This is a genomic window from Exiguobacterium sp. A1_3_1, from assembly GCF_048985645.1.
GTDB lineage: Bacteria > Bacillota > Bacilli > Exiguobacteriales > Exiguobacteriaceae > Exiguobacterium_A > Exiguobacterium_A indicum.
On sequence record NZ_WBYY01000051.1, the window covers coordinates 1 to 18,461 of the forward strand.

An 18,461-nucleotide genomic window follows, 5' to 3' on the forward strand; every position below is an offset into this window, starting at 1 on the left:
GAGATGTGTATAAGAGACAGGGATAGGACGTTGCCAGGCACTTGACCGATCTGCAGATTGCAGGTCGGTTTTTTGTTGTGGAAAAGGAAAAACTGACCGAATGACAGCCAGTTTTAAAATACGACATCTATATTAAATTCAAGATGTTGTTTCGATAAGACGAGGGATGACGTGTTTTAACAGCGCAGCGGCTCTTGCTTCAAGTAGTTCTGGTAGTTGATCGAGTGGAAAATAACGAAGATCTAGGCTTTCTCCATCTGTCATTTGTAATGCACCTGATATTCCTTTTGCTTGAAAGAGATGAATCACACTATAGGTTTGATCGCCATTTGGATAACGGAAGAAGTAATCAGGACCCGAGAAGACGTCTAGCAGCTGAACGCTGCGTGCTTGAAGTCCGGTTTCTTCCTGTAATTCACGCATCGCGACTTCTTCAAGTGTCTCACCTGGTTCCATCGAACCACCGGGAAGTCCCCAACTGTGGGTATCCGAACGATATTGAAATAGCAGTTCATGTTGTGGATTTATGACGAGTACGGTCGCACCCACGCTGATTAACGGTCGGTTGCCTACGATTTTTCGTAAATCTAATAAGTATCCCATCTGCTCACTCCTTTCGTATCAGTATAGAAGAATATTCATTATGACAGTTAGTAAAAAGAAATAAGGCAAAAAGACTTGCCAATTTAAAAGACACATGTTATATTAATATCTGTCGAAACGTTATATCATCGCGGGGTGGAGCAGTCTGGTAGCTCGTTGGGCTCATAACCCAAAGGTCGTCGGTTCAAATCCGGCCCCCGCAACCAATTTTAAACTTAACTTCAACTTTACTACGAAACGTTCAGCGTTTCGTATTTTTTTTTGCCTTTTTCGTCCGGTACAATAGAGAAGGACAAACAGTACGTATTAAGGAGGAGACATCGTATGATAGAACTGGAAATGAACAGCTTGGAAGAAACGACTGCCTTGGCTCTTGAACTCGGACGACGTGCTGAAGCAGGGATGGTCATTACGCTCGATGGGGATTTAGGTGCTGGGAAAACGACTTTTACGCAAAGCTTTGCGAAAGGATTAGGTGTGACGCGTCACGTCAACAGCCCTACCTTTACGATCATGAAAGTCTATACGGGACGTCTTCCTCTTTATCATATGGATGTTTATCGCCTGGAAGGTTCCGGTGATGATATCGGACTTGAAGAATATTTGAATGGTGAAGGCGTCGCCGTCGTCGAGTGGTCTGAGTTAATTGCGGACAGTCTTCCACCTGAACGGTTGGCAATCACGATTACGCGAACAGGTGATGATAGTCGACGTTTTGAGCTGACGCCGATCGGAGAACGATACATTACATTATGTGAGGGATTGAAATCATGAAAATCGTAGCCATTGATACATCGACGAAACAATTATCAGTCGCTCTTTCAGACGGGAAACAGATTGTAGCAGAAGCTTCTTACGTCACGTCTTTGAATCATGCGACGAAACTCATGCCGTTGCTTGAGCGCTTGATGGTAGAAGCAAAATGGACACCGGCTCAACTGACACGCATCGTTGTTGCTGACGGTCCTGGTTCTTATACGGGATTACGGATTGGAGCGACTACAGCGAAGACGCTTGCCTATACACTCGGTATCGAGCTCGTTGCTATCTCGACACTTGAACTGATGGCAGCTTCGACTGGTCATACAGGACGCGTTGCGGCGATTCAAGATGCGCGGCGTGGAGCAGGGTTTGTCGGAGTGTACGACGCCGGGAAACGAATTGGTGAAGAACAGCATGTCGAGATTGCGTCCTTTGTAAAGACGTTAACGCCAGATACGCTCGTCACAGGAGACGTCGAGGCGTTCGAAGAGATTCTTCAGCCCTTCGAAAAGGTGGCTCCTGCTTTCCGGACGCCACGTGCCGGCGTACTCGCTTTACTCGGTGCAACGCGTCAGACGGTCGAAGCACATGCGTTTGAGCCACGTTACCTGCGACTGGCTGAAGCAGAAGCGAAATGGATCGAGGCACAGCGTCATGAGTAAGGGCATTCGTCGCATGACCGTACAGGATGCTGCAGGTGTTCATGCGGTCGAACTCGAATCATTTGCGACACCGTGGACGCTAGATGCCTTCGAAGCGGAAATGACACAAAATCCGAATGCCTATTATGTCGTTGCCGATCAAGATGGTATCGTTGGGTTTGCTGGTCTGTGGCATATTGCGGATGAAGGACATATTACGAATATTGCCGTCAAGCAGTCGCATCGCGGACAAGGGCTCGGGGAAGACTTGCTAACGGCATTGATCGCCGTCGGTCGTGCGCTTGGTTTGCGGGCGATGACGCTTGAAGTACGTGTCTCGAACACACCAGCGCGGACTTTATATGAAAAACTCGGATTCCAGTATGTCGGTGTCCGAAAACGATATTATCAAGATAACAATGAAGATGCTGCCATCTACTGGCTGGAACTGGAGGGAGAAGACCTATGACACAACCATTGATTCTAGCAATCGAATCGAGTTGTGACGAAACGGCGGCTGCCGTCGTCCGTGGAGGAACTGACGTCTTATCGAACGTCGTCTCGTCTCAAATCGAAAGTCATAAACGTTTTGGTGGCGTCGTGCCTGAAGTGGCTTCACGGCATCACGTTGAACGGATCACATACGTCATCGATGATGCTTTGACGGAAGCAAACGTCACGATCGACGATATCGATGCGATCGCCGTCACGGAAGGACCTGGACTCGTTGGAGCACTACTCGTTGGTGTCAGCGCAGCGAAGGCACTCGCCTTTGCGCACAATAAACCATTAATTGGTGTTCATCATATCGCAGGTCATATCTATGCGAATCGTCTCGTGCAAGAGCTTGAGTTCCCGCTCGTCTGTTTGATTGCATCAGGTGGGCACACGGAACTGATCTACATGCCAGAAGACGGTGTATATGAAGTCATTGGTGAAACACGGGATGATGCCGCAGGGGAAGCATATGATAAAGTTGCTCGAACGTTGCAGTTACCGTATCCGGGTGGTCCACGGATCGATCAATTGGCACAGACTGGTCAGGATACGTTCCATTTTCCACGCGTCTGGCTTGAGAAGGACTCGTACGACTTTAGCTTCAGCGGTTTGAAGTCAGCGGTCATCAATGCCGTGCATAACGCCGAACAACGGGGAGAAACGATCATTCCGGAAGATTTAGCTGCAAGTTTCCAAGCGAGCGTCGTCGAGGTACTCGTGACAAAGGCGGTTCGTGCCGTGAAGGATAAAGGGGGACGTCAATTGCTACTTGCTGGTGGCGTCGCTGCTAACAAAGGATTACGCCAAGGTCTCGAAGCGGCGTGTGCGAAGGAAGGAATCGATCTCGTCATTGCGCCGATGCACCTGTGTGGAGACAATGCAGCGATGATCGGAGCGGCTGCGATTCATCCATATCGCGCGTTACGCTATTCGACACTTGCCATGAACGCAGAACCTGGGCTAGATTTAAAGTAAGGAATCCGAACAACTTGGGGGAAATGGAATGAAAAAAGTCATCATCGCATTGTTAGCGGTACTGGTCATCGTCGCGATCGGGCTTCAGATCCGAGAAATCGTCAACGCATACCAAGTCGCCTATAAGGAAGAACTCGTACCCGATAAAAAAGCGGTCGAGACGAATACGAAACAACGTCCACTTTACGAAATCGGACGAGCAGAAGGGGAAAAGACCCGGATTCAAAAGTTATATGCTTTTGATCAGACAGTCAATGGTAAGCTCAGTAACGTCGTCATCGTCGATCGGAAGTATGGTTTAACGAACAAGGCGAGTGATGATTATTTCATGATTGCTTCTGGAACACCGGTGACGGATCAAGAAAAGAAGTCATTCGAACCGATGATTCAAAAGATGGATGCAGAACAAGTCCAAGCCGAGGTGATCTCAAAGCACGAGGTGACGGCTGTTGAGAACAATAAAGAGCGGATGTTGACGTTATTTAAGGTCTTCTATAAAGATACGGATCAAAACGAATACCTCTTCTTCATCGAAAAAGAAGGCGGTCTGAAGCTCGATCTATTCAAGAAGGGTTACTCCCGTCTTTCGAATTACTGAAGACATGAAAACAGCGGATTCCTAAATAAGGAGTCCGCTGTTGTTCGTTCATTGCCATTCAGTGATACCCGTCAAGTCATCATAGATACGATCGGGATCGAGATTCAATTCCTCGACCGGAAGTCCATTTCGATTGATCCATGCCGTTTTGAAGCCGAAACTCTTCGCCCCGGTGATGTCCCAACCGTTCGAGGACATGAAGAGGATCTCCTCGCGTTTTAGACCGAGCGTGTTTAAGGCATGCATATAGGATGCAGGTGCTGGCTTATACTGTTTGATATCATCGACACTGACGAGATGTTCGAACCGATCGGCTAAGCCTGACTGCTCAATGAGCGGATCGAGCATATCATGGGAACCATTCGAGAAGACGACCAGACGTTTGTCCGCCATCGTCTCGAGAACGGAGCTGACTTCAGGATATACATCAAGCGTCAGGTACGTCTCCATTAAGGTCGTGATTTGTTCCTCGGTCACATGAAGCTTCAGTTCGAGTAACGTATAGCGGAGAGCATCTTGTGTCACTTGGCTGAACGGCACATACTGTCCGTTCAATTGTCGGAGGAAAGAGTACTCCAGTTGTTTCTCCCGCCAGCGTTTGCTGATCGCTTCTCCGTGATCCGGATAAAGCGCTTCGGCTTGTTCTTTGACGGAATGGACATCGAATAATGTACCGTAGACGTCAAAGACGAGTGCTTGAATCGTCATAAAACATTCATCTCACTTTCATAGAGTTTGCTTTAACGATTCCCTTACAGTACGGATTCAAACGACACTCAAGAATGAACCTGTTGTAAAAAGCGATGAAACGTTTGCGCGAATGCACGACAAGCGGCTTGTTTCTCCGGGGTATTCGGATCAAACTCAATCTTCAAGCCATCCGTGACGAGGGTCGCCCCAGCTTCTTTTAATGCGTCTTCAATCAAATCAACGGCTGCGCAGTACTTCGGATAATCAAGATCCCCCGAACCAAAAGCAGCCGCCGGTATCCCGTCTAAGGATTGTTCCCTTAGCTCCTCAACGAAGTCTTCTGCTTCATACGGTAAATCACCGTCTCCCCATGTATATGAGCCGAGTAATAGACCATCAAAACGTGATAAGTCCTCCCCGACGAATTGATCTAGTTCCGTGATCGTCACGTTGACACCGTGTTGCTCGAGTTCATGTTGAATGAGCGAGACGATATCTTCCGTATTACCGGACATGCTGACGAATCCAATCGCGATATGCATGCATTTTCCTCCTTTCACTGTACTTCTCTACTTTAATTGATAATGATTATCAATGTCAAAGGACATATAAAAAAGCACCTTCCGAAGAAGATGCTTTTCTATACATTAGTCTTGTAGTTCGGCCCATTCCTCAATGGAACGAATGACCGGTTCGAGTTGGCGCCCTTTGTCGGTCAAACTGTATTGAATCTTAATCGGACGATCGGGAATGACAGTCCGGATGACGATGCCTTCCGCTTCGAGCTCCTTCATACGTTCCGTGAGCATACGACCTGATAATTCGGGAATGGCATCTTGAATCTCATTGAAACGACATGTCTTCGTCAACAAGTGACGTAAGATCAGACCCGTCCATTTCTTACCTAAGATTTCAAAGGCATGTTCGACTTTGGGACAAAGAGCCGGTTGGATTGCGACTTCTTCCATCAGCACTCATCCTTTCTATAGTTGTAGTATACCCGCTTCTGCTAAAAAAATCGAATCATTTTACTTAATGTAACAAAAAGAACTAAAACAAATCTATTTACTTTTAGTAAGTAATAAGATATAGTCTGTTTATTGAGTTACTTAAAGTAACTAAAATACATTAGGTAAAAGGAGAAGAGAGCAATGATGGATACAGGACTTTTAATTATTCGTTTAATCATCGGCTTAACGTTCGCTGCACACGGGACACAAAAATTATTTGGTTGGTTCGGCGGACACGGAATCGCTGGAACAGGCGGTTGGTTCGAATCAATCGGCATGAAGCCAGGGAAGGCACTCGCGATTACAGCAGGTCTTGCTGAATTGATCGGCGGCTTGTTGTTTGCAGGAGGCGTATTCCTCTGGATCGCAGCACTCCTCATCATCGGATCGATGCTTGTCGCGATCGTTAAAGTACACGGTGCGAATGGTTACTGGGTGACGCAGAACGGGTACGAATACAACATGGCATTGATCGTCATCGCGCTTGGTGTAGCGATGATCGGTGCTGGAGACTATTCACTCGCTGCACTCATCGGGTGAAGAAAAAGGTGGGTCATTCATGAAGTTCGAGGCATCAACGCTTAGCGCAAAAGACAATTATAAATTACTGATCGGAAGCATCATTCCGCGTCCGATTGCTTTCGTGACAACGCAAGGAGAAGACGGGACGGTCAACGCCGCACCGTTTTCCTTCTTTACGGTCGCTTCAAGCAGTCCGCCGCAACTGGTGATCGCCGTACAACGGACGGATCAGGGGCAGAAGGATACGGCACGTAACATCTTAGCGAAACAAAGTTATGTCATCCATATCGTCAGCGAAGAGATCGTCGACGCAGTCAATGAGACAGCAGCGCCACTTGCTTACGGTGAAAGTGAGCTTGAGCGGACGGATTTGACGCTCGTCGATAGTGACGCAATCGAAGTACCCGGAATCGCGGAAGCGAAAATTCGCTTCGAGATGCGCTTGACGCAACACGTCGAGCTAGAAGGTGCCGATCTTCTAATCGGGGAAGTACTGCGCTATCACGTTGCAGATGAACTCGTCGAGTCGTTCCGAATTGACGCGGCAGGATTGAAGGCTGTCGCTCGTTTAGCAGGGAATGATTATGCGACGATCGGGAAGACGTTTACGATTGCCCGACCGACGAAATGATCGAAGTGTGAATGCCTGACTCACCGTATGATTCGTTTTGATTCAAACAAAAAGGAGTGGAGAGACCGGTCTAACTACCGGAATCTCCACTCCTTTTTTCATGTCGTTCATCTGATTCATCAAGGCTGCGGATCGATTTCGTTTGAAGAGGCTTCAAGTCCATGACGTTTACTGTACTGATAGCCATCGAGCAAATAAAAGACGATTGCGAGTGCCCATATTCCGACGCAGCTGATCAAGAAAGCGCTGATTGGAGAGACACTACCGTAATACGATAAGATCAACGGATCATTGAGTTCGACGAATAGCTGTATCGTCAGGAGCGTACAGCATAATCCCGAGAGTAAACTGATGAAGAGCCCACTCCATGTCTGGATGACGAGACCGATCATGCAGGAAATCAAGAGGAACAAAGGAAGTGCAGCATTGAAGGCATCTGGACGAATAAAGACGGATACATAATCGGCATATAACGGTACGAAATAGAGAACACCGGATAGTAATCCTAAGATGAGATTGATGAAAAAGCTCTTCGTCCGCATCAGTGTTGGTTCTCCCATCGTTCCATTAATTCGAGCAAATCGACATCAATCTGATCACGTTCTGCCGAAAGTGCCGTTGCTTTCGGAATGTCATTGAAGACTTCCGGTTCGCAAAGCAACTGTTCGATCTCCGCTGAACGCTGTTCGAGCCGCTCAATGTCTTGTTCGAGTTGTTCGATTTGCTGACGGCGCTTGCGCTCTTCCTTCTGCGCTTCTTTATCGATCGTCTTCGATGCCGTGACTTTTGCTGCTTTTGCTTCCTCGGCTTCAAGACGAGCGATTTCTTCTTGCTCTGCTTTCTTTTCTGTATAGTACGAATAATCGCCAAGGTACTCTGTCACACCGGTTTCACTCATCTCGATGACACGGGTCGCGATCCGGTCGATGAAGTAACGGTCGTGAGAGACGAATAGTAGTGTTCCTTCATAGTCGACGAGCGCATTTTCGAGGACCATCTTCGAATCTAGATCTAAATGGTTCGTTGGCTCATCGAGGACGAGGACGTTCGTCTTCCGGAGTTTCAGTTTCGCAAGCGCGAGACGTCCGCGTTCGCCACCAGATAACTCATGGACGATTTTGAAGACATCGTCACCGCTGAACAGGAATTGCCCGAGGACAGACCGGACTTCTTGTTCACGCATCAGTGGCCATTCGTTCCAAATCTCATCGATGACGCGATTCCGGTCATTGAGTTCTGCCTGCTCTTGATCGTAATATCCGATCGAGACGCCAGTTCCGAAACGGAAATCACCGAAGAGGGGGCGTAAGCGACCGACGAGGACTTTTAAGAGCGTCGACTTTCCGATGCCGTTCGGTCCGACGAGTGCCAGTGATTCACCGCGTTGCAAGCGGAACGTGATGTCTTTTGAGACAGCTTCTTCGTAACCGATCGCCAGTTGATTGACTTGAAGAACGTCGTTCCCGCTCTGTTTTTCAATCGGGAAGGACAGGACCGTGCTACGCTCATCGCCATCTGGTCGGTCGAGTCGGTCGACCTTCTCGAGTCGCTTCCGGACACTTTGGGCACGTTTTGTCGTCGTCGCCCGAGCGATGTTGCGTTGAATGAAGTCCTGCATCTTCGCGATCTCTTCTTGTTGCTGTTCGAACTGTTTCATTTCTTGATCGTACAATGCCGCTTTTTGTTCCAAGTACTTCGTGTAGTTACCGGTGAATTTACGGCAGACATTGCGTGACAGCTCATAGACGACATTGACGACTTGGTCAAGGAAGTACCGGTCGTGCGAGACGATTAGGACGGCGCCACGATAACCACCGAGGTAACTTTCGAGCCAAGCAAGCGTATCGATATCGAGGTGGTTGGTTGGCTCATCGAGAATGAGGAGCTCTGGTGCTTGCAGGAGCATCTTCGCTAAGGCGAGACGTGTCCGTTGACCACCGGATAACGTTTGGATCCGGCGCGAATAATCGTCCGGATAAAAGCGCATGCCGTGCAGAACGGAGCGGATATTCGCTTCGAACTGATAACCACCCGCTTCTGAGAAGTCGTGTTGCGCTTGATCGTACGTCTTTAGGAGACGATCGTACGCGACCGGATCGTTCAAGATATGCTCCATGCCCATTTCGATTTCCATCCGGCGTAGTGTTCGTTCTTGTTCCTGCAAATGTTCAAAGACGGTCAGCATCTCGTTCCAGATCGTCTCGTTCGATTCAAGACCACTGTCCTGCGCGAGATAACCGATTTTGACATCTTTACCTTTCATGATGTCACCCGAGTCATGACTGAGTTCGCCAGCGATAATTTTGAGCAAGGTCGATTTACCGGCACCATTTCGTCCGACGAGCGCAATCCGGTCGCGCTCTTGTACTTCCAATTTGATATTTTCTAAAATCGGCTCAACGCCGAATGATTTCGAGAGTTGGTTGACTTGTAAGAGTATCATTTCCATCCATCCTTCCACCCTTTAGTCTATCACGAACAAAAGCGCGAGGTCCTGCGGAATATATTATTTGTGACTCTATGTGAAGTGGTTTACAATCAAGGAGAGTAGAAAGCTTTTTGCAAAGATTTGGGTGCCACGATGGATGTGGCCGAAGGGGGAACTGCAGGATGAATGGACCAGACACAAAAATTCCACAAGCGACAGCAAAACGGTTGCCGCTATATTATCGCTTCATCCAAAGTTTATACAATTCAGGCAAGCTCCGCGTCTCTTCTGCTGAGTTAAGCGAGGCGGTGAAGGTTGATTCAGCAACGATTCGTCGCGATTTTTCCTACTTTGGGGCATTAGGGAAGAAGGGGTATGGATATAACGTTCAACATCTCTTAACGTTTTTCCGCAAAACCTTGAATCAAGATGAGGTGACGAATGTTGCCTTAATCGGGGTCGGTCATCTCGGAACAGCGTTTGCAAATTATAACTTTTTAAAGAATAATAGTACTCGGATAGTCGTTGCGTTTGATGCGGACGAAGAGAAGGTCGGAACAACGACGCATGACGTTCCAATCTATCATGTTTCGGACATGAAAGAACAAATCGAAGCGAATCAGGTCGATGTTGCCATCTTGACGGTTCCATCCCAGTTCGCGCAGTCAGTAGCGGATGAGTTAGTCGAGTATGGTGTGACTGGCATCCTGAACTTTACGCCCGCGCGGTTGAACGTGCCAGCGAGCGTCCGGGTCCATCACATCGATTTATCGATCGAGTTGCAGTCGTTAGTTTATTTCATGAAGCATTATTCGCAATCAGCTGAAGGAGTGAAATCATAATGGAAAACCTTATCCCGTCAACTATAGCATTCATCGGACCAGGTAGCTTAGCACTAATCGGTGTCGTCGCATTAATCATCTTCGGACCGAAGAAGTTACCTGAACTTGGTCGTGCTGCGGGTCAGACATTGAAAGAGTTCAAGAGCGCAACGAACGGTATCATGGACGACGATAAAAAGGATGAACCGAAAGAGAAGTGATTGAATCATGGCGATTGATCAAGAACAAAGCGTGACGTCGCATCTGGACGAACTGCGTAAACGGATCGTCTGGTCGCTTATCATCGTCGTCGTCCTGTTCGCTGTTGCATTTCCGCTCGTCCGACCGCTCGTTCGCTTCTTGCAAGCGGACTTAAAAGAGCTCGGTATCGGTTTGAATGCCTTCAACGTCGCAGATCCTTTAATGTTATATTTGAATCTTGCGTTCATCATCGCAATCGTGTTGGCATCACCGTTCTGGATGTATCAACTGTGGGCATTCGTCCGCCCTGGTCTGTATGACAAGGAGCAAAAAGCGACATTGACGTATATTCCGGTCATCTTCTTTCTGTTTTTGGCTGGTGTAGCCTTCTCGTACTTTTGGTTGTTACCTTTCTTATTAAAAGTTTCGACTGAACTAGGGAAGGAACTCGGAATCGAACAAGTCATCGGAGTCGAGAACTACTTCAGTTTCTTAATCCGATTAACGATTCCGTTCGGTCTTCTTTTCCAATTGCCGGTCGTGACGATGTTTCTGACACGTCTTGGTCTCGTGACGCCAATTTTCATGCGAAAGAATCGGAAATATGCGTACTTTGCGCTGTTCGTCGTTGCGGCATTGATCGCACCGCCGGACGTGACGTCACACTTGATGATCTCGGTCCCATTGTTCGTTCTCTATGAGATCAGCATCTTGATTTCTGCGCGGACGTACAAAAAGGTCTTGATCCTCGAGCAACAGGCAGAGCTTGAACGACAGGCGGATTTGATGCGTGAATTGAATAAATGAATCGTGAATTCCTTCCGACGATTTTGGAAGGAATTCTTTTTATGAAAGCGTTATTTTTATATTGATAAAGCAGTTAGCGATGCGTATACTAAAGTTAATTCATGGGGGCTTAGCTCAGCTGGGAGAGCGTTTGGCTGGCAGCCAAAAGGTCGTCGGTTCGATCCCGATAGTCTCCACCATATTCGTACACTTCAAACTCTTGAGGATTCAAGAGTTTTTTTGTTTTTCTCAAAATATGGAAATGTAATATAAAGTGTCAATAAAAACAAATAATTATATAAAACAGACAGAACTGAATTGTTTATTTCCATCTATTTCATTAAACTAAATATACAGAATTTTCGTTTAACTGTTTTGTTGGTAACATCATTATAGTTTTTTAGAAAAGGGGAAAAGAAGCATGAAGAAGGAAATCGCACTCTTGGCAGCTGTCTTAATGACATCTTCCAACTTGGTCAGTGCTCAAGGAGCACTGTCCTCGCAAGATAAGGCAAGCGGTCAAAAGCCGCACGCCCTCTCACTTAAGAAAACAGGACAGGAGAAGGTGTATAAGCAGTCTGACAAGGTCCGTGTCGTCATCGAGATGGAGCAGAAGCCGGCGATTCAAATTGCGCAGGCACAAAACAAGCGGTATAGCACATTGAGCAATGCCGAAAAAGAGTCGATTAAGGATCGCCTCGTAAGTGTCCAAAAATCAGTCAAGTCAGCGATCGCTAAAAAATCGATTCCCGTTACATATAAGGAAAGCTTCACGACCGTCATTAACGGATTCAGTGGTGAAGTCAAGTTCGGCGACATCGAAGACATCAAACAACTCGACGGAGTCAAGAGCGTACATATCGCCCATGAATACGCGCGACCGAAAGCCGATAAAGGTGCAAAACCAGATATGTTATATAGCAAAGATATGGTTAATGCAAAAGAAACATGGCAGGACTACGGCTTCAAAGGGGAAGGGACAATTGTAGCGGTCATCGATACGGGGATTGATCCGTCGCATAAAGATATGGTGTTGAGCCCAGAGACGAAGATTGATTTGACTTCTTCAAAGGTTGAAAGCGCCAAAGAATCAAAAGGACTAAAAGGGAAGTATTTCACGGAAAAAGTCCCATACGGCTATAACTACGCTGATCACGATAGCGAAATCCGTGATTTAGGTGCAGGTGCATCGATGCACGGAATGCACGTAGCGGGTACGGTCGGTGCTAATGGAGACGAAGCGAACGGTGGTATCAAAGGGGTCGCACCGGAAACACAACTCCTCGCGATGAAAGTATTCGGAAATGATCCAGGCATGCCATCGACATTCAGTGATATCTACATCAAAGCGATTGATGATGCGATCGCCCTCGGAGCGGATGTCATCAACATGAGTCTCGGTTCGACAGCATCATTCGTCAACGCAGATGATCCAGAGCAACGGGCAATCGTCAACGCGATGAACAACGGGATCTTATGTGCGATCTCTGCTGGAAACTCGGCATTCACAGGACATGGTGCAGGCAATCCGTATACAGCGAATCCTGACATCGGTGTTGTAGGATCTCCAGGGTTGATCAGCCAAGCGCTACAAGTCGCATCGCTAGAGAATACGAAATTAACGCTTGAAGGTATGGCACTGACGATTGACGGACAGGATGCTGGGTATTTGGCGTACCAAAAACAGGACTCGCCGAATCCGATTAAGGTATTCAACAAGGAGAAGCAAGACGTCATTTATGTCGGCGATGGTCAAGCATCGAACTATCAAGGAAAAGATGTCAAAGGAAAAGTTGTTTTTGTTGTGCGTAACGGCAGTTTCAATTACGGTATGATTCAAGCAGAAGCTGAGAAACAAGGAGCAGCCGGTGTCATCGTTCGTGGACGAGTCGATCATGGGGATTATGTCAGCATGGCACTTAACAATCCGACGATTCCGATGGTGACGCTCAGCATCGCGGATGGGAATGATCTTGAAGAAAAAGCGAAAGCAGGAAAAGCAATTGCTGTCACGTTCGATGGAAAAGCGGTCTCAGCAGATAACCCAGTAGCGGGCGAGATGTCTGATTTCACGTCATGGGGTGTCACACCAAATCTTGATTTCAAACCTGAAATCACGGCACCGGGTGGAAAAATCTACTCGACGCTCAATGATAACGAATATGGCGTCATGAGTGGAACATCGATGGCAGCACCACACGTCGCCGGAGGAACGGCACTTGTCATGCAACGAATCGCGAAGGATTTCAAAGTCGATGGTGCGACACGCGTTAAACTCGCGAAGAATATCCTCATGAACACGTCACGTCCACAGCTTGATAAAGGGCAGTATAATGCTGAAGCGAAAACTGGTAGCTTCTATTCACCACGTCGTGAAGGTGCTGGTTTAATGGATCTACGTGCTGCGATGAAAACACCAGTCGTCGTTACGGAAACGAAATCGGGTGAAGGAAAGGCTGCACTCAAAGAGGTCGGCGAAAAATTCACATTCACGCTCGATTTGAAAAACTATAGTAGCGAAAAAGTGACATATCAATTAGCCGGAACGGTACAATCGGATCTCGGTGCAGAAGGAACGAACTTCCTGGAAGCCAACAATATTTATAAGAAAAACTCAGTGGATGCGGTCGATCCGAATAAAGGAACTTTCCCAATCTCATTCGCAGTCGGTTCGAAAAAAGCAAGTTCTGTCTCCATCAATCCGAAGAGCTCAACGAAAGTAAGTGTATCGGTCGATTTGAAAGATACAGTCGATTGGGCAAACGGTCTTCCACTTGAGCAAGTCTTTGAAAATGGCTACTTCGTTGAAGGTTTCGTTCGTTTAATCGATACGAAGAGTAAAAATCCGGAATTGACAGTGCCGTACGTCGGATTCAAAGGAAAGTGGGATCAGGCACCGATCGTCGATGCACCGCGTTATGACGAAGAGAAGACATTCTACGGATTAACTGGATTAGCGACAGAAGTAAAAGATGATTTCGAGTTCCTCGGCACGAACACGGCGGGAAAAGTCGTTGAAAACAAGGTTGCGTTCTCACCGAACAACGATGGTAGCGTTGACGAGGCGTTCCCAGTCCTCTCGTTCCTTCGTAATGCACGAAAAGTCGAGTATTCGATTCTTGACCGTAATAAAGCAACACTCCGTAAATTAGATCTACAAACAGACGTTGTGAAGAACTATTATGATAGCGGTTCTGAAGATGGGTTCACACCCGTCACAAGTGCGGCTTGGGATGGAACAGTCAATGGAAAACCAGTCAAAGACGGTCTTTACTATTACCAAGTGAAATCAGTCATCGATTATCCGAATGCGAAATGGCAGTCGAATCTCTTCCCCGTCTATATCGATACGAAAAAACCAGCAGCAACGGTTCAATGGGATACTGCAAAAGAAACGCTTTCATGGACAGCAGGCGATCAAGGAACAGGTATAGCGTCGTATGACATTCTCGTTGATGGAACAAGTGTCCTCAAACAGCCGCTTGCGCCGACAGAAAAAGCATATGAATTAAAAGGTCTCTCGAAATCGGCGAAGATTGATTTCGTTGTCAAGGATTATGCAGGAAATACAGTGACGAAATCGGTGAACACGACAGGCATCGACAAGGCGGTACCAACCGTCCAAATCGATACACCGGTCGCACTCGGTCTGTCGACATCTAAAGTGGTTACTATCGCGGGTCATGTATCCGATGAGTCAGGGATTAAATCATTCAAAATTAACGGAAAAGCCGTCCAGCTTCGTTTTGATGCAGCAAAACAGCAGTACGTGTTCAGTCATGATGTGACCTATACGAAAGATGGCGTCAAATCGTTTAAAGTCGAAGCTTATGATGGAAAAGGAAATCGCTTGGTATTTAGTCGTCAAGTCATTCTAGATTCGACATTGCCGACTTTAAAAGTGACAGCACCAAAAACAGTATCAGCAAAAATAAAGACAGCATCTCTTAAAATCGTTCTTCAAGATAATTATGATGAGATTCGATTTGATATGAATGATAATGCCGTATACCGTCATACCTTCAAGGAACCATACCAAATGAGAGCCTTCAAAAAGACAATCACAAAAAAAGTGACGCTCAAGAAGGGGAAAAACACGTACAACTTGAAACTGAAGGATCTTGGTGGACACGTTGTTACAAAAACAGTCGTCATCACGAAAAAATAAGTAACTACAGATAAACTCAGGCGGGTATCCGTCTGGCTTTTCTTGCGTGCCGAAGCGCCTTGAAGGGTTTATGAGACGAGAAGAGGGGGAATTTTAAGAACAGAAACAAGTCAGAGGGGGAACAACCATGAATCCGTTCACGACCTTAATCGCCTTCATCGTAGGGTGTCTCGTCTTATATCTCGGTATCCGTGACAAAAACGGCTGGCTGATCGGTGTCGCGATGATACCGCTCGCAATCGTTGCCTATAGCGTCATCTATCTGATCATCCAGGTCAGTGCGTAGTCTTCATGGAAGATGTCTTACCCTAAGCGGTAGGACATCTTTTTTTTGAAATTCGTACCACAGATGAAACCGATCGAGTAAAATGTAAGTATATGACAGTATAGAAAGGTGGATGATCATGGAACACGTACATACACAAACAGATGCCTTAGCGGCGCTGTACGAAGAGATGCATCAGAAGACGAAGACCGGCATGTGGGTCATGCTTGCGGTATTCTTAGCGCTCAGTAACACACTCGAGAAACCAATCTACGCGATGATCGTCCCGTTATTGTATTTTGGCTACGACATGTTCGTACAACGGAAGCGGTTCGCGCTTGTCGCGGAATACACATCAAAGGATTCAGCAAGACGGCTCTATCAGGTACATGTGCTGATCGGCATCTTACAGTACGGAGCACTCGCTGGTCTGATCGTTTGGGCGGTCGATCGACCGAACACGTACTTCTTGATCGGTCTCGTCATCGTCGTCATTCCGTTCTACTGGCTCTGTCGAAAGACGTTAGAGTTCATCTCACGAAAGATTGATCCAACATATATCACGGAAAAAGAAATTCACAAAGCGCGCTAAAGGAGACGATGTCATGCAAACAGCTCGTGAAGAACGTCTACAAAAACTTGCGCTCGCGTACCGAGACGTCGAGTGGCTCGGCACACGCTGGTATTGGAACATGTTTCTATTCATAACAGTCGGTATCTTAATTGAATGGACGGATCTCCCGATGTTGATTTTGGCGATTCCAGCCGTTTTTCTCGCCTCCGATTTTCGCTATCAATTAAAAAAACAAAAAATTTTAGACGGCTATATCTCAAAAGCACAAGTCCGTCGGCAATTTTTACTACGTGTCGGTAGTCACGTCCTGCTGTACGCTGTCTTGACGATCGTCATCATCCAGACGATCGAGGAACCGTTCTGGAAGATGCTGGTGGCCATTTTTGCGATTTTAACACCGCTCTACTTCATCAGCGAATGGATCATCCGACGTGACGGAGCGCGTGACCCGGATTATATCAGTGACGGAGAAGTAGCCCGCTTCGTCAAACAGAAAGGAACATCGAAATGGAACACCTATTCGAGCGACAAGCACGTCTGAATGTAATGAAACGTCCAGTGCATGTCGTCACCTATTTCTTTTCGATTCCTGGATTGATTGTCGCCATACTTGCTTGGTTTTTACCAGCGGTTGAATCCGTCTTTGGACAAACCTTGTTTTTCTGTCTTTGTGGAATCGGAGTCGCTCGAGAAATCGTCCGGCTACGACTCATGAAGTCCTATTTAACGCAAGGTATCTATCAACAGACTGTTCAGAAGGTTGCTCACCTGACGATCATAGGATATGTCGTGGCGTGGCTAATCGCTTTCGTCATGCTGTCGATTCCAAATGCTCCCGGTTATTTATTCGTTCTCTTATTTGTCTGGAGCGGCGGAGTCGGTCTTGGTGTCACTCGAATGAATCGATTGGCTAAACAAATCGATCCTGCGTACGTCTCGATGGGAGAAATTGAACGTGCGTGGTGGAAACGGTAAAGCAAAAAAATCCGTATCAATCAGTGAAAGACGCTGATTGATACGGATTTTTGATTATTTCTTCAACAGTAGATAGATGAAGTATGGTGCTCCAATCAAGGCGACGACGATCCCAGCCGGTACACCGTCTGGTCCCGCGATATTGCGTCCAATCGTATCAGCGAACGCAAGCAACCAGCCGCCGAGTAAAAGGGCAATCGGTAGGAAGAACTGATGGCGTGGTCCAACGAGCGCACGAGCGATATGTGGCGCCATCAGACCGATGAAGGAAATCCCACCCGTGACGGAGACGGCAGCAGCAGCGAGCGCGACGGCTGTCAACAAGAGTTGGATCCGTTCTTTTTCAATCGCGACGCCAACACCAATCGCGACCGGTTCATTCAAGGCAAGTAGATTGAGCTTATTCGCCTTATAGAACGTGAGCGGAATCAAGACGAGTAACCACGGTAAGAGTGAGTAGACGAAGATCCAGTCCGTCCCCCAGATGTTACCGGCGAGCCACTTGGCGATGAAGTCGACCTTTTCACGACGCGTCGACGAAATCAGGATGACCATGATTCCAGACAGTGCCATCGAGAAGCCGACACCCGTTAAGATCAAGCGGATCGGTTGGAGTCCTTGTACACGGTCGTACGAGAACAGGTAGATCGCTGTCGCGGTGACGAGTGCACCGAAGAAGGCAGCGATCGGTAACAGATAGATGAATGACCCGACATCGGTCGGGAAGTACAGGAAGAACAAGGCGACGGCGACGCCAGCTCCCGTATTGATGCCGATGATACCAGGATCAGCGAGTTCATTGCGGGTGATCCCTTGTAAGATGGCACCCGATAAGGCAAGCGCCATTCCTGCCATGACGGTGATGAGCAGTCGGGGCAAGCGGAGCGAATAGAGGACGAACTCCTCTTTGAACGAACCGTTTCCAAGTAACGTCGGCAGTAAACGATCATACGAAAGGGAAGCAGGTCCAAGACCGATGCTGACGACGAGTGTTGCGATCAATAGTGCCAGTAACGTCCAAAACGTCAGTTGCTGGCGACGGCGTAAACGAGATTCCATCATGAGAAAGCACGCCCTCCTTTCCGAACGATTAAGAGGAAGAATGGTAGCCCGAGCATCGAAACGATCGCGATGACCGGCGTCTCATAGGGTGCGTATAGTGTCCGTCCAATCGTATCAGCAAGCAACATGAACGTCGCACCAAAGATCGCGGTCATCGGCAGGATGAACCGATAGTCCGTCCCGACGATCGCGCGGACGATATGCGGAATCATCAGCCCGATGAATGCCATGTTACCGACGAGGGCTACGGC

General features: G+C 47.5%; 23 protein-coding genes and 2 tRNA genes. 17 read left to right on the forward strand and 8 right to left on the reverse strand.

The annotated features are described in order from the left end of the window. Positions 1-138 precede the first annotated feature (138 nt). Positions 139-603 carry an NUDIX hydrolase gene (locus tag F8N00_RS07395; RefSeq protein ID WP_058714093.1) on the reverse strand — a complete coding sequence of 155 codons (465 nt, stop codon included), beginning with the start codon at positions 601-603 and terminating at the stop codon, positions 139-141. Positions 604-732: 129 nt separating this feature from the next. Here F8N00_RS07395 and F8N00_RS07400 point away from each other — a divergent pair. From F8N00_RS07400 to F8N00_RS07425, 6 genes are all read left to right on the forward strand, one after another. After that, positions 733-809, forward strand: a tRNA-Met gene (locus F8N00_RS07400). A gap of 118 nt (positions 810-927) precedes the next feature. After that, a complete protein-coding gene (gene tsaE / locus F8N00_RS07405) occupies positions 928-1,377 on the forward strand; it encodes a tRNA (adenosine(37)-N6)-threonylcarbamoyltransferase complex ATPase subunit type 1 TsaE (protein WP_023469616.1) in 450 nt (149 codons plus the stop codon). After that, positions 1,374-2,027 carry a tRNA (adenosine(37)-N6)-threonylcarbamoyltransferase complex dimerization subunit type 1 TsaB gene (gene tsaB, locus F8N00_RS07410; RefSeq protein WP_058264491.1) on the forward strand — a complete coding sequence of 218 codons (654 nt, stop codon included), beginning with the start codon at positions 1,374-1,376 and terminating at the stop codon, positions 2,025-2,027. Before tsaE ends, tsaB begins: the two co-directional genes overlap by 4 nt. Continuing rightward, positions 2,020-2,475 carry a ribosomal protein S18-alanine N-acetyltransferase gene (rimI, locus tag F8N00_RS07415; RefSeq protein ID WP_071908837.1) on the forward strand — a complete coding sequence of 152 codons (456 nt, stop codon included), beginning with the start codon at positions 2,020-2,022 and terminating at the stop codon, positions 2,473-2,475. The genes tsaB and rimI overlap by 8 nt, the downstream gene beginning before the upstream one ends. Continuing rightward, positions 2,472-3,479 carry a tRNA (adenosine(37)-N6)-threonylcarbamoyltransferase complex transferase subunit TsaD gene (gene tsaD / locus F8N00_RS07420; protein ID WP_421017985.1) on the forward strand — a complete coding sequence of 336 codons (1,008 nt, stop codon included), beginning with the start codon at positions 2,472-2,474 and terminating at the stop codon, positions 3,477-3,479. The genes rimI and tsaD overlap by 4 nt, the downstream gene beginning before the upstream one ends. A gap of 28 nt (positions 3,480-3,507) precedes the next feature. After that, positions 3,508-4,077 carry a hypothetical protein gene (locus F8N00_RS07425; RefSeq protein ID WP_058713938.1) on the forward strand — a complete coding sequence of 190 codons (570 nt, stop codon included), beginning with the start codon at positions 3,508-3,510 and terminating at the stop codon, positions 4,075-4,077. A 48-nt stretch (positions 4,078-4,125) separates the two neighbouring features. Here F8N00_RS07425 and F8N00_RS07430 read toward each other — a convergent pair whose 3' ends face one another. The 3 genes from F8N00_RS07430 to F8N00_RS07440 all read right to left on the reverse strand — a co-directional run bounded on the left by F8N00_RS07430 (position 4,126) and on the right by F8N00_RS07440 (position 5,735). After that, entirely contained in the window at positions 4,126-4,785 is a 660-nt protein-coding gene (locus tag F8N00_RS07430) for a haloacid dehalogenase type II (protein WP_023469611.1), read from the reverse strand. A 68-nt stretch (positions 4,786-4,853) separates the two neighbouring features. Then, on the reverse strand, positions 4,854-5,309 hold the full coding sequence (locus tag F8N00_RS07435; protein WP_055969417.1) for a flavodoxin: 456 nt from the start codon (positions 5,307-5,309) through the stop codon (positions 4,854-4,856). A 105-nt stretch (positions 5,310-5,414) separates the two neighbouring features. Beyond that, positions 5,415-5,735, reverse strand: coding sequence for a winged helix-turn-helix transcriptional regulator (locus F8N00_RS07440; RefSeq protein ID WP_023469609.1), 321 nt, complete (start codon positions 5,733-5,735; stop codon positions 5,415-5,417). A 183-nt stretch (positions 5,736-5,918) separates the two neighbouring features. Between F8N00_RS07440 and F8N00_RS07445 the strand changes: the two genes are divergently transcribed. Beyond that, on the forward strand, positions 5,919-6,317 hold the full coding sequence (locus F8N00_RS07445) for a DoxX family protein (protein WP_023469608.1): 399 nt from the start codon (positions 5,919-5,921) through the stop codon (positions 6,315-6,317). 19 nt (positions 6,318-6,336) lie between these two features. Continuing rightward, positions 6,337-6,930, forward strand: a complete 594-nt coding sequence (locus F8N00_RS07450; protein WP_058704188.1) for a flavin reductase family protein — start codon at positions 6,337-6,339, stop codon at positions 6,928-6,930. A gap of 119 nt (positions 6,931-7,049) precedes the next feature. Here the strand turns inward: F8N00_RS07450 and F8N00_RS07455 are convergent, their stop codons facing one another. Together F8N00_RS07455 and F8N00_RS07460 are read right to left on the reverse strand one after the other, a co-directional pair. Beyond that, positions 7,050-7,472: a hypothetical protein gene (locus F8N00_RS07455; protein ID WP_023469606.1), complete on the reverse strand. Its 423-nt coding sequence runs from the start codon at positions 7,470-7,472 to the stop codon at positions 7,050-7,052. Further along, a complete protein-coding gene (locus F8N00_RS07460) occupies positions 7,472-9,373 on the reverse strand; it encodes an ATP-binding cassette domain-containing protein (protein ID WP_041255583.1) in 1,902 nt (633 codons plus the stop codon). The genes F8N00_RS07455 and F8N00_RS07460 overlap by 1 nt, the downstream gene beginning before the upstream one ends. Positions 9,374-9,540: 167 nt before the next feature. Between F8N00_RS07460 and F8N00_RS07465 the strand changes: the two genes are divergently transcribed. From F8N00_RS07465 to F8N00_RS07505, 9 genes are all read left to right on the forward strand, one after another. Beyond that, the gene (locus F8N00_RS07465; RefSeq protein WP_023469604.1) at positions 9,541-10,200 is read left to right on the forward strand and encodes a redox-sensing transcriptional repressor Rex; all 660 of its coding nucleotides are present in this window, start codon (positions 9,541-9,543) and stop codon (positions 10,198-10,200) included. Then, a complete protein-coding gene (locus tag F8N00_RS07470; RefSeq protein WP_023469603.1) occupies positions 10,200-10,400 on the forward strand; it encodes a twin-arginine translocase TatA/TatE family subunit in 201 nt (66 codons plus the stop codon). The genes F8N00_RS07465 and F8N00_RS07470 overlap by 1 nt, the downstream gene beginning before the upstream one ends. A gap of 7 nt (positions 10,401-10,407) precedes the next feature. Further along, positions 10,408-11,187: a twin-arginine translocase subunit TatC gene (gene tatC / locus F8N00_RS07475; RefSeq protein WP_023469602.1), complete on the forward strand. Its 780-nt coding sequence runs from the start codon at positions 10,408-10,410 to the stop codon at positions 11,185-11,187. Between the two features lie 103 nt (positions 11,188-11,290). Then, positions 11,291-11,366, forward strand: a tRNA-Ala gene (locus F8N00_RS07480). Between the two features lie 221 nt (positions 11,367-11,587). Beyond that, on the forward strand, positions 11,588-15,334 hold the full coding sequence (locus tag F8N00_RS07485) for a S8 family serine peptidase (RefSeq protein WP_075643051.1): 3,747 nt from the start codon (positions 11,588-11,590) through the stop codon (positions 15,332-15,334). Between the two features lie 127 nt (positions 15,335-15,461). Further along, on the forward strand, positions 15,462-15,620 hold the full coding sequence (locus F8N00_RS07490) for a hypothetical protein (protein WP_014971497.1): 159 nt from the start codon (positions 15,462-15,464) through the stop codon (positions 15,618-15,620). A 118-nt stretch (positions 15,621-15,738) separates the two neighbouring features. Then, positions 15,739-16,191 (forward strand): hypothetical protein, encoded by a 453-nt coding sequence (locus tag F8N00_RS07495; RefSeq protein ID WP_075643050.1) that lies wholly within the window; start codon positions 15,739-15,741, stop codon positions 16,189-16,191. A 13-nt stretch (positions 16,192-16,204) separates the two neighbouring features. Further along, positions 16,205-16,714 (forward strand): hypothetical protein, encoded by a 510-nt coding sequence (locus F8N00_RS07500; protein ID WP_058264495.1) that lies wholly within the window; start codon positions 16,205-16,207, stop codon positions 16,712-16,714. Then, entirely contained in the window at positions 16,681-17,148 is a 468-nt protein-coding gene (locus F8N00_RS07505) for a hypothetical protein (protein ID WP_075643049.1), read from the forward strand. Before F8N00_RS07500 ends, F8N00_RS07505 begins: the two co-directional genes overlap by 34 nt. Positions 17,149-17,202: 54 nt before the next feature. On the opposite strand, the gene F8N00_RS07510 is transcribed toward F8N00_RS07505, so the two are convergent. Next, positions 17,203-18,210, reverse strand: coding sequence for a FecCD family ABC transporter permease (locus F8N00_RS07510; protein WP_023469597.1), 1,008 nt, complete (start codon positions 18,208-18,210; stop codon positions 17,203-17,205). Next, the coding region (locus tag F8N00_RS07515; RefSeq protein ID WP_421017986.1) for an iron chelate uptake ABC transporter family permease subunit at positions 18,207-18,461 on the reverse strand (255 nt) is incomplete at its 5' end. The genes F8N00_RS07515 and F8N00_RS07510, both read right to left, overlap by 4 nt.

Coding starts and splice junctions, on each gene's coding strand:
- F8N00_RS07395 (WP_058714093.1), bottom strand. CDS start 603: ATGGGATACTTATTAGATTTACGAAAAATCGTAGGCAACCGACCGTTA.
- tsaE (WP_023469616.1), top strand. CDS start 928: ATGATAGAACTGGAAATGAACAGCTTGGAAGAAACGACTGCCTTGGCT.
- tsaB (WP_058264491.1), top strand. CDS start 1,374: ATGAAAATCGTAGCCATTGATACATCGACGAAACAATTATCAGTCGCT.
- rimI (WP_071908837.1), top strand. CDS start 2,020: ATGAGTAAGGGCATTCGTCGCATGACCGTACAGGATGCTGCAGGTGTT.
- tsaD (WP_421017985.1), top strand. CDS start 2,472: ATGACACAACCATTGATTCTAGCAATCGAATCGAGTTGTGACGAAACG.
- F8N00_RS07425 (WP_058713938.1), top strand. CDS start 3,508: ATGAAAAAAGTCATCATCGCATTGTTAGCGGTACTGGTCATCGTCGCG.
- F8N00_RS07430 (WP_023469611.1), bottom strand. CDS start 4,785: ATGACGATTCAAGCACTCGTCTTTGACGTCTACGGTACATTATTCGAT.
- F8N00_RS07435 (WP_055969417.1), bottom strand. CDS start 5,309: ATGCATATCGCGATTGGATTCGTCAGCATGTCCGGTAATACGGAAGAT.
- F8N00_RS07440 (WP_023469609.1), bottom strand. CDS start 5,735: ATGGAAGAAGTCGCAATCCAACCGGCTCTTTGTCCCAAAGTCGAACAT.
- F8N00_RS07445 (WP_023469608.1), top strand. CDS start 5,919: ATGATGGATACAGGACTTTTAATTATTCGTTTAATCATCGGCTTAACG.
- F8N00_RS07450 (WP_058704188.1), top strand. CDS start 6,337: ATGAAGTTCGAGGCATCAACGCTTAGCGCAAAAGACAATTATAAATTA.
- F8N00_RS07455 (WP_023469606.1), bottom strand. CDS start 7,472: ATGCGGACGAAGAGCTTTTTCATCAATCTCATCTTAGGATTACTATCC.
- F8N00_RS07460 (WP_041255583.1), bottom strand. CDS start 9,373: ATGATACTCTTACAAGTCAACCAACTCTCGAAATCATTCGGCGTTGAG.
- F8N00_RS07465 (WP_023469604.1), top strand. CDS start 9,541: ATGAATGGACCAGACACAAAAATTCCACAAGCGACAGCAAAACGGTTG.
- F8N00_RS07470 (WP_023469603.1), top strand. CDS start 10,200: ATGGAAAACCTTATCCCGTCAACTATAGCATTCATCGGACCAGGTAGC.
- tatC (WP_023469602.1), top strand. CDS start 10,408: ATGGCGATTGATCAAGAACAAAGCGTGACGTCGCATCTGGACGAACTG.
- F8N00_RS07485 (WP_075643051.1), top strand. CDS start 11,588: ATGAAGAAGGAAATCGCACTCTTGGCAGCTGTCTTAATGACATCTTCC.
- F8N00_RS07490 (WP_014971497.1), top strand. CDS start 15,462: ATGAATCCGTTCACGACCTTAATCGCCTTCATCGTAGGGTGTCTCGTC.
- F8N00_RS07495 (WP_075643050.1), top strand. CDS start 15,739: ATGGAACACGTACATACACAAACAGATGCCTTAGCGGCGCTGTACGAA.
- F8N00_RS07500 (WP_058264495.1), top strand. CDS start 16,205: ATGCAAACAGCTCGTGAAGAACGTCTACAAAAACTTGCGCTCGCGTAC.
- F8N00_RS07505 (WP_075643049.1), top strand. CDS start 16,681: ATGGAACACCTATTCGAGCGACAAGCACGTCTGAATGTAATGAAACGT.
- F8N00_RS07510 (WP_023469597.1), bottom strand. CDS start 18,210: ATGATGGAATCTCGTTTACGCCGTCGCCAGCAACTGACGTTTTGGACG.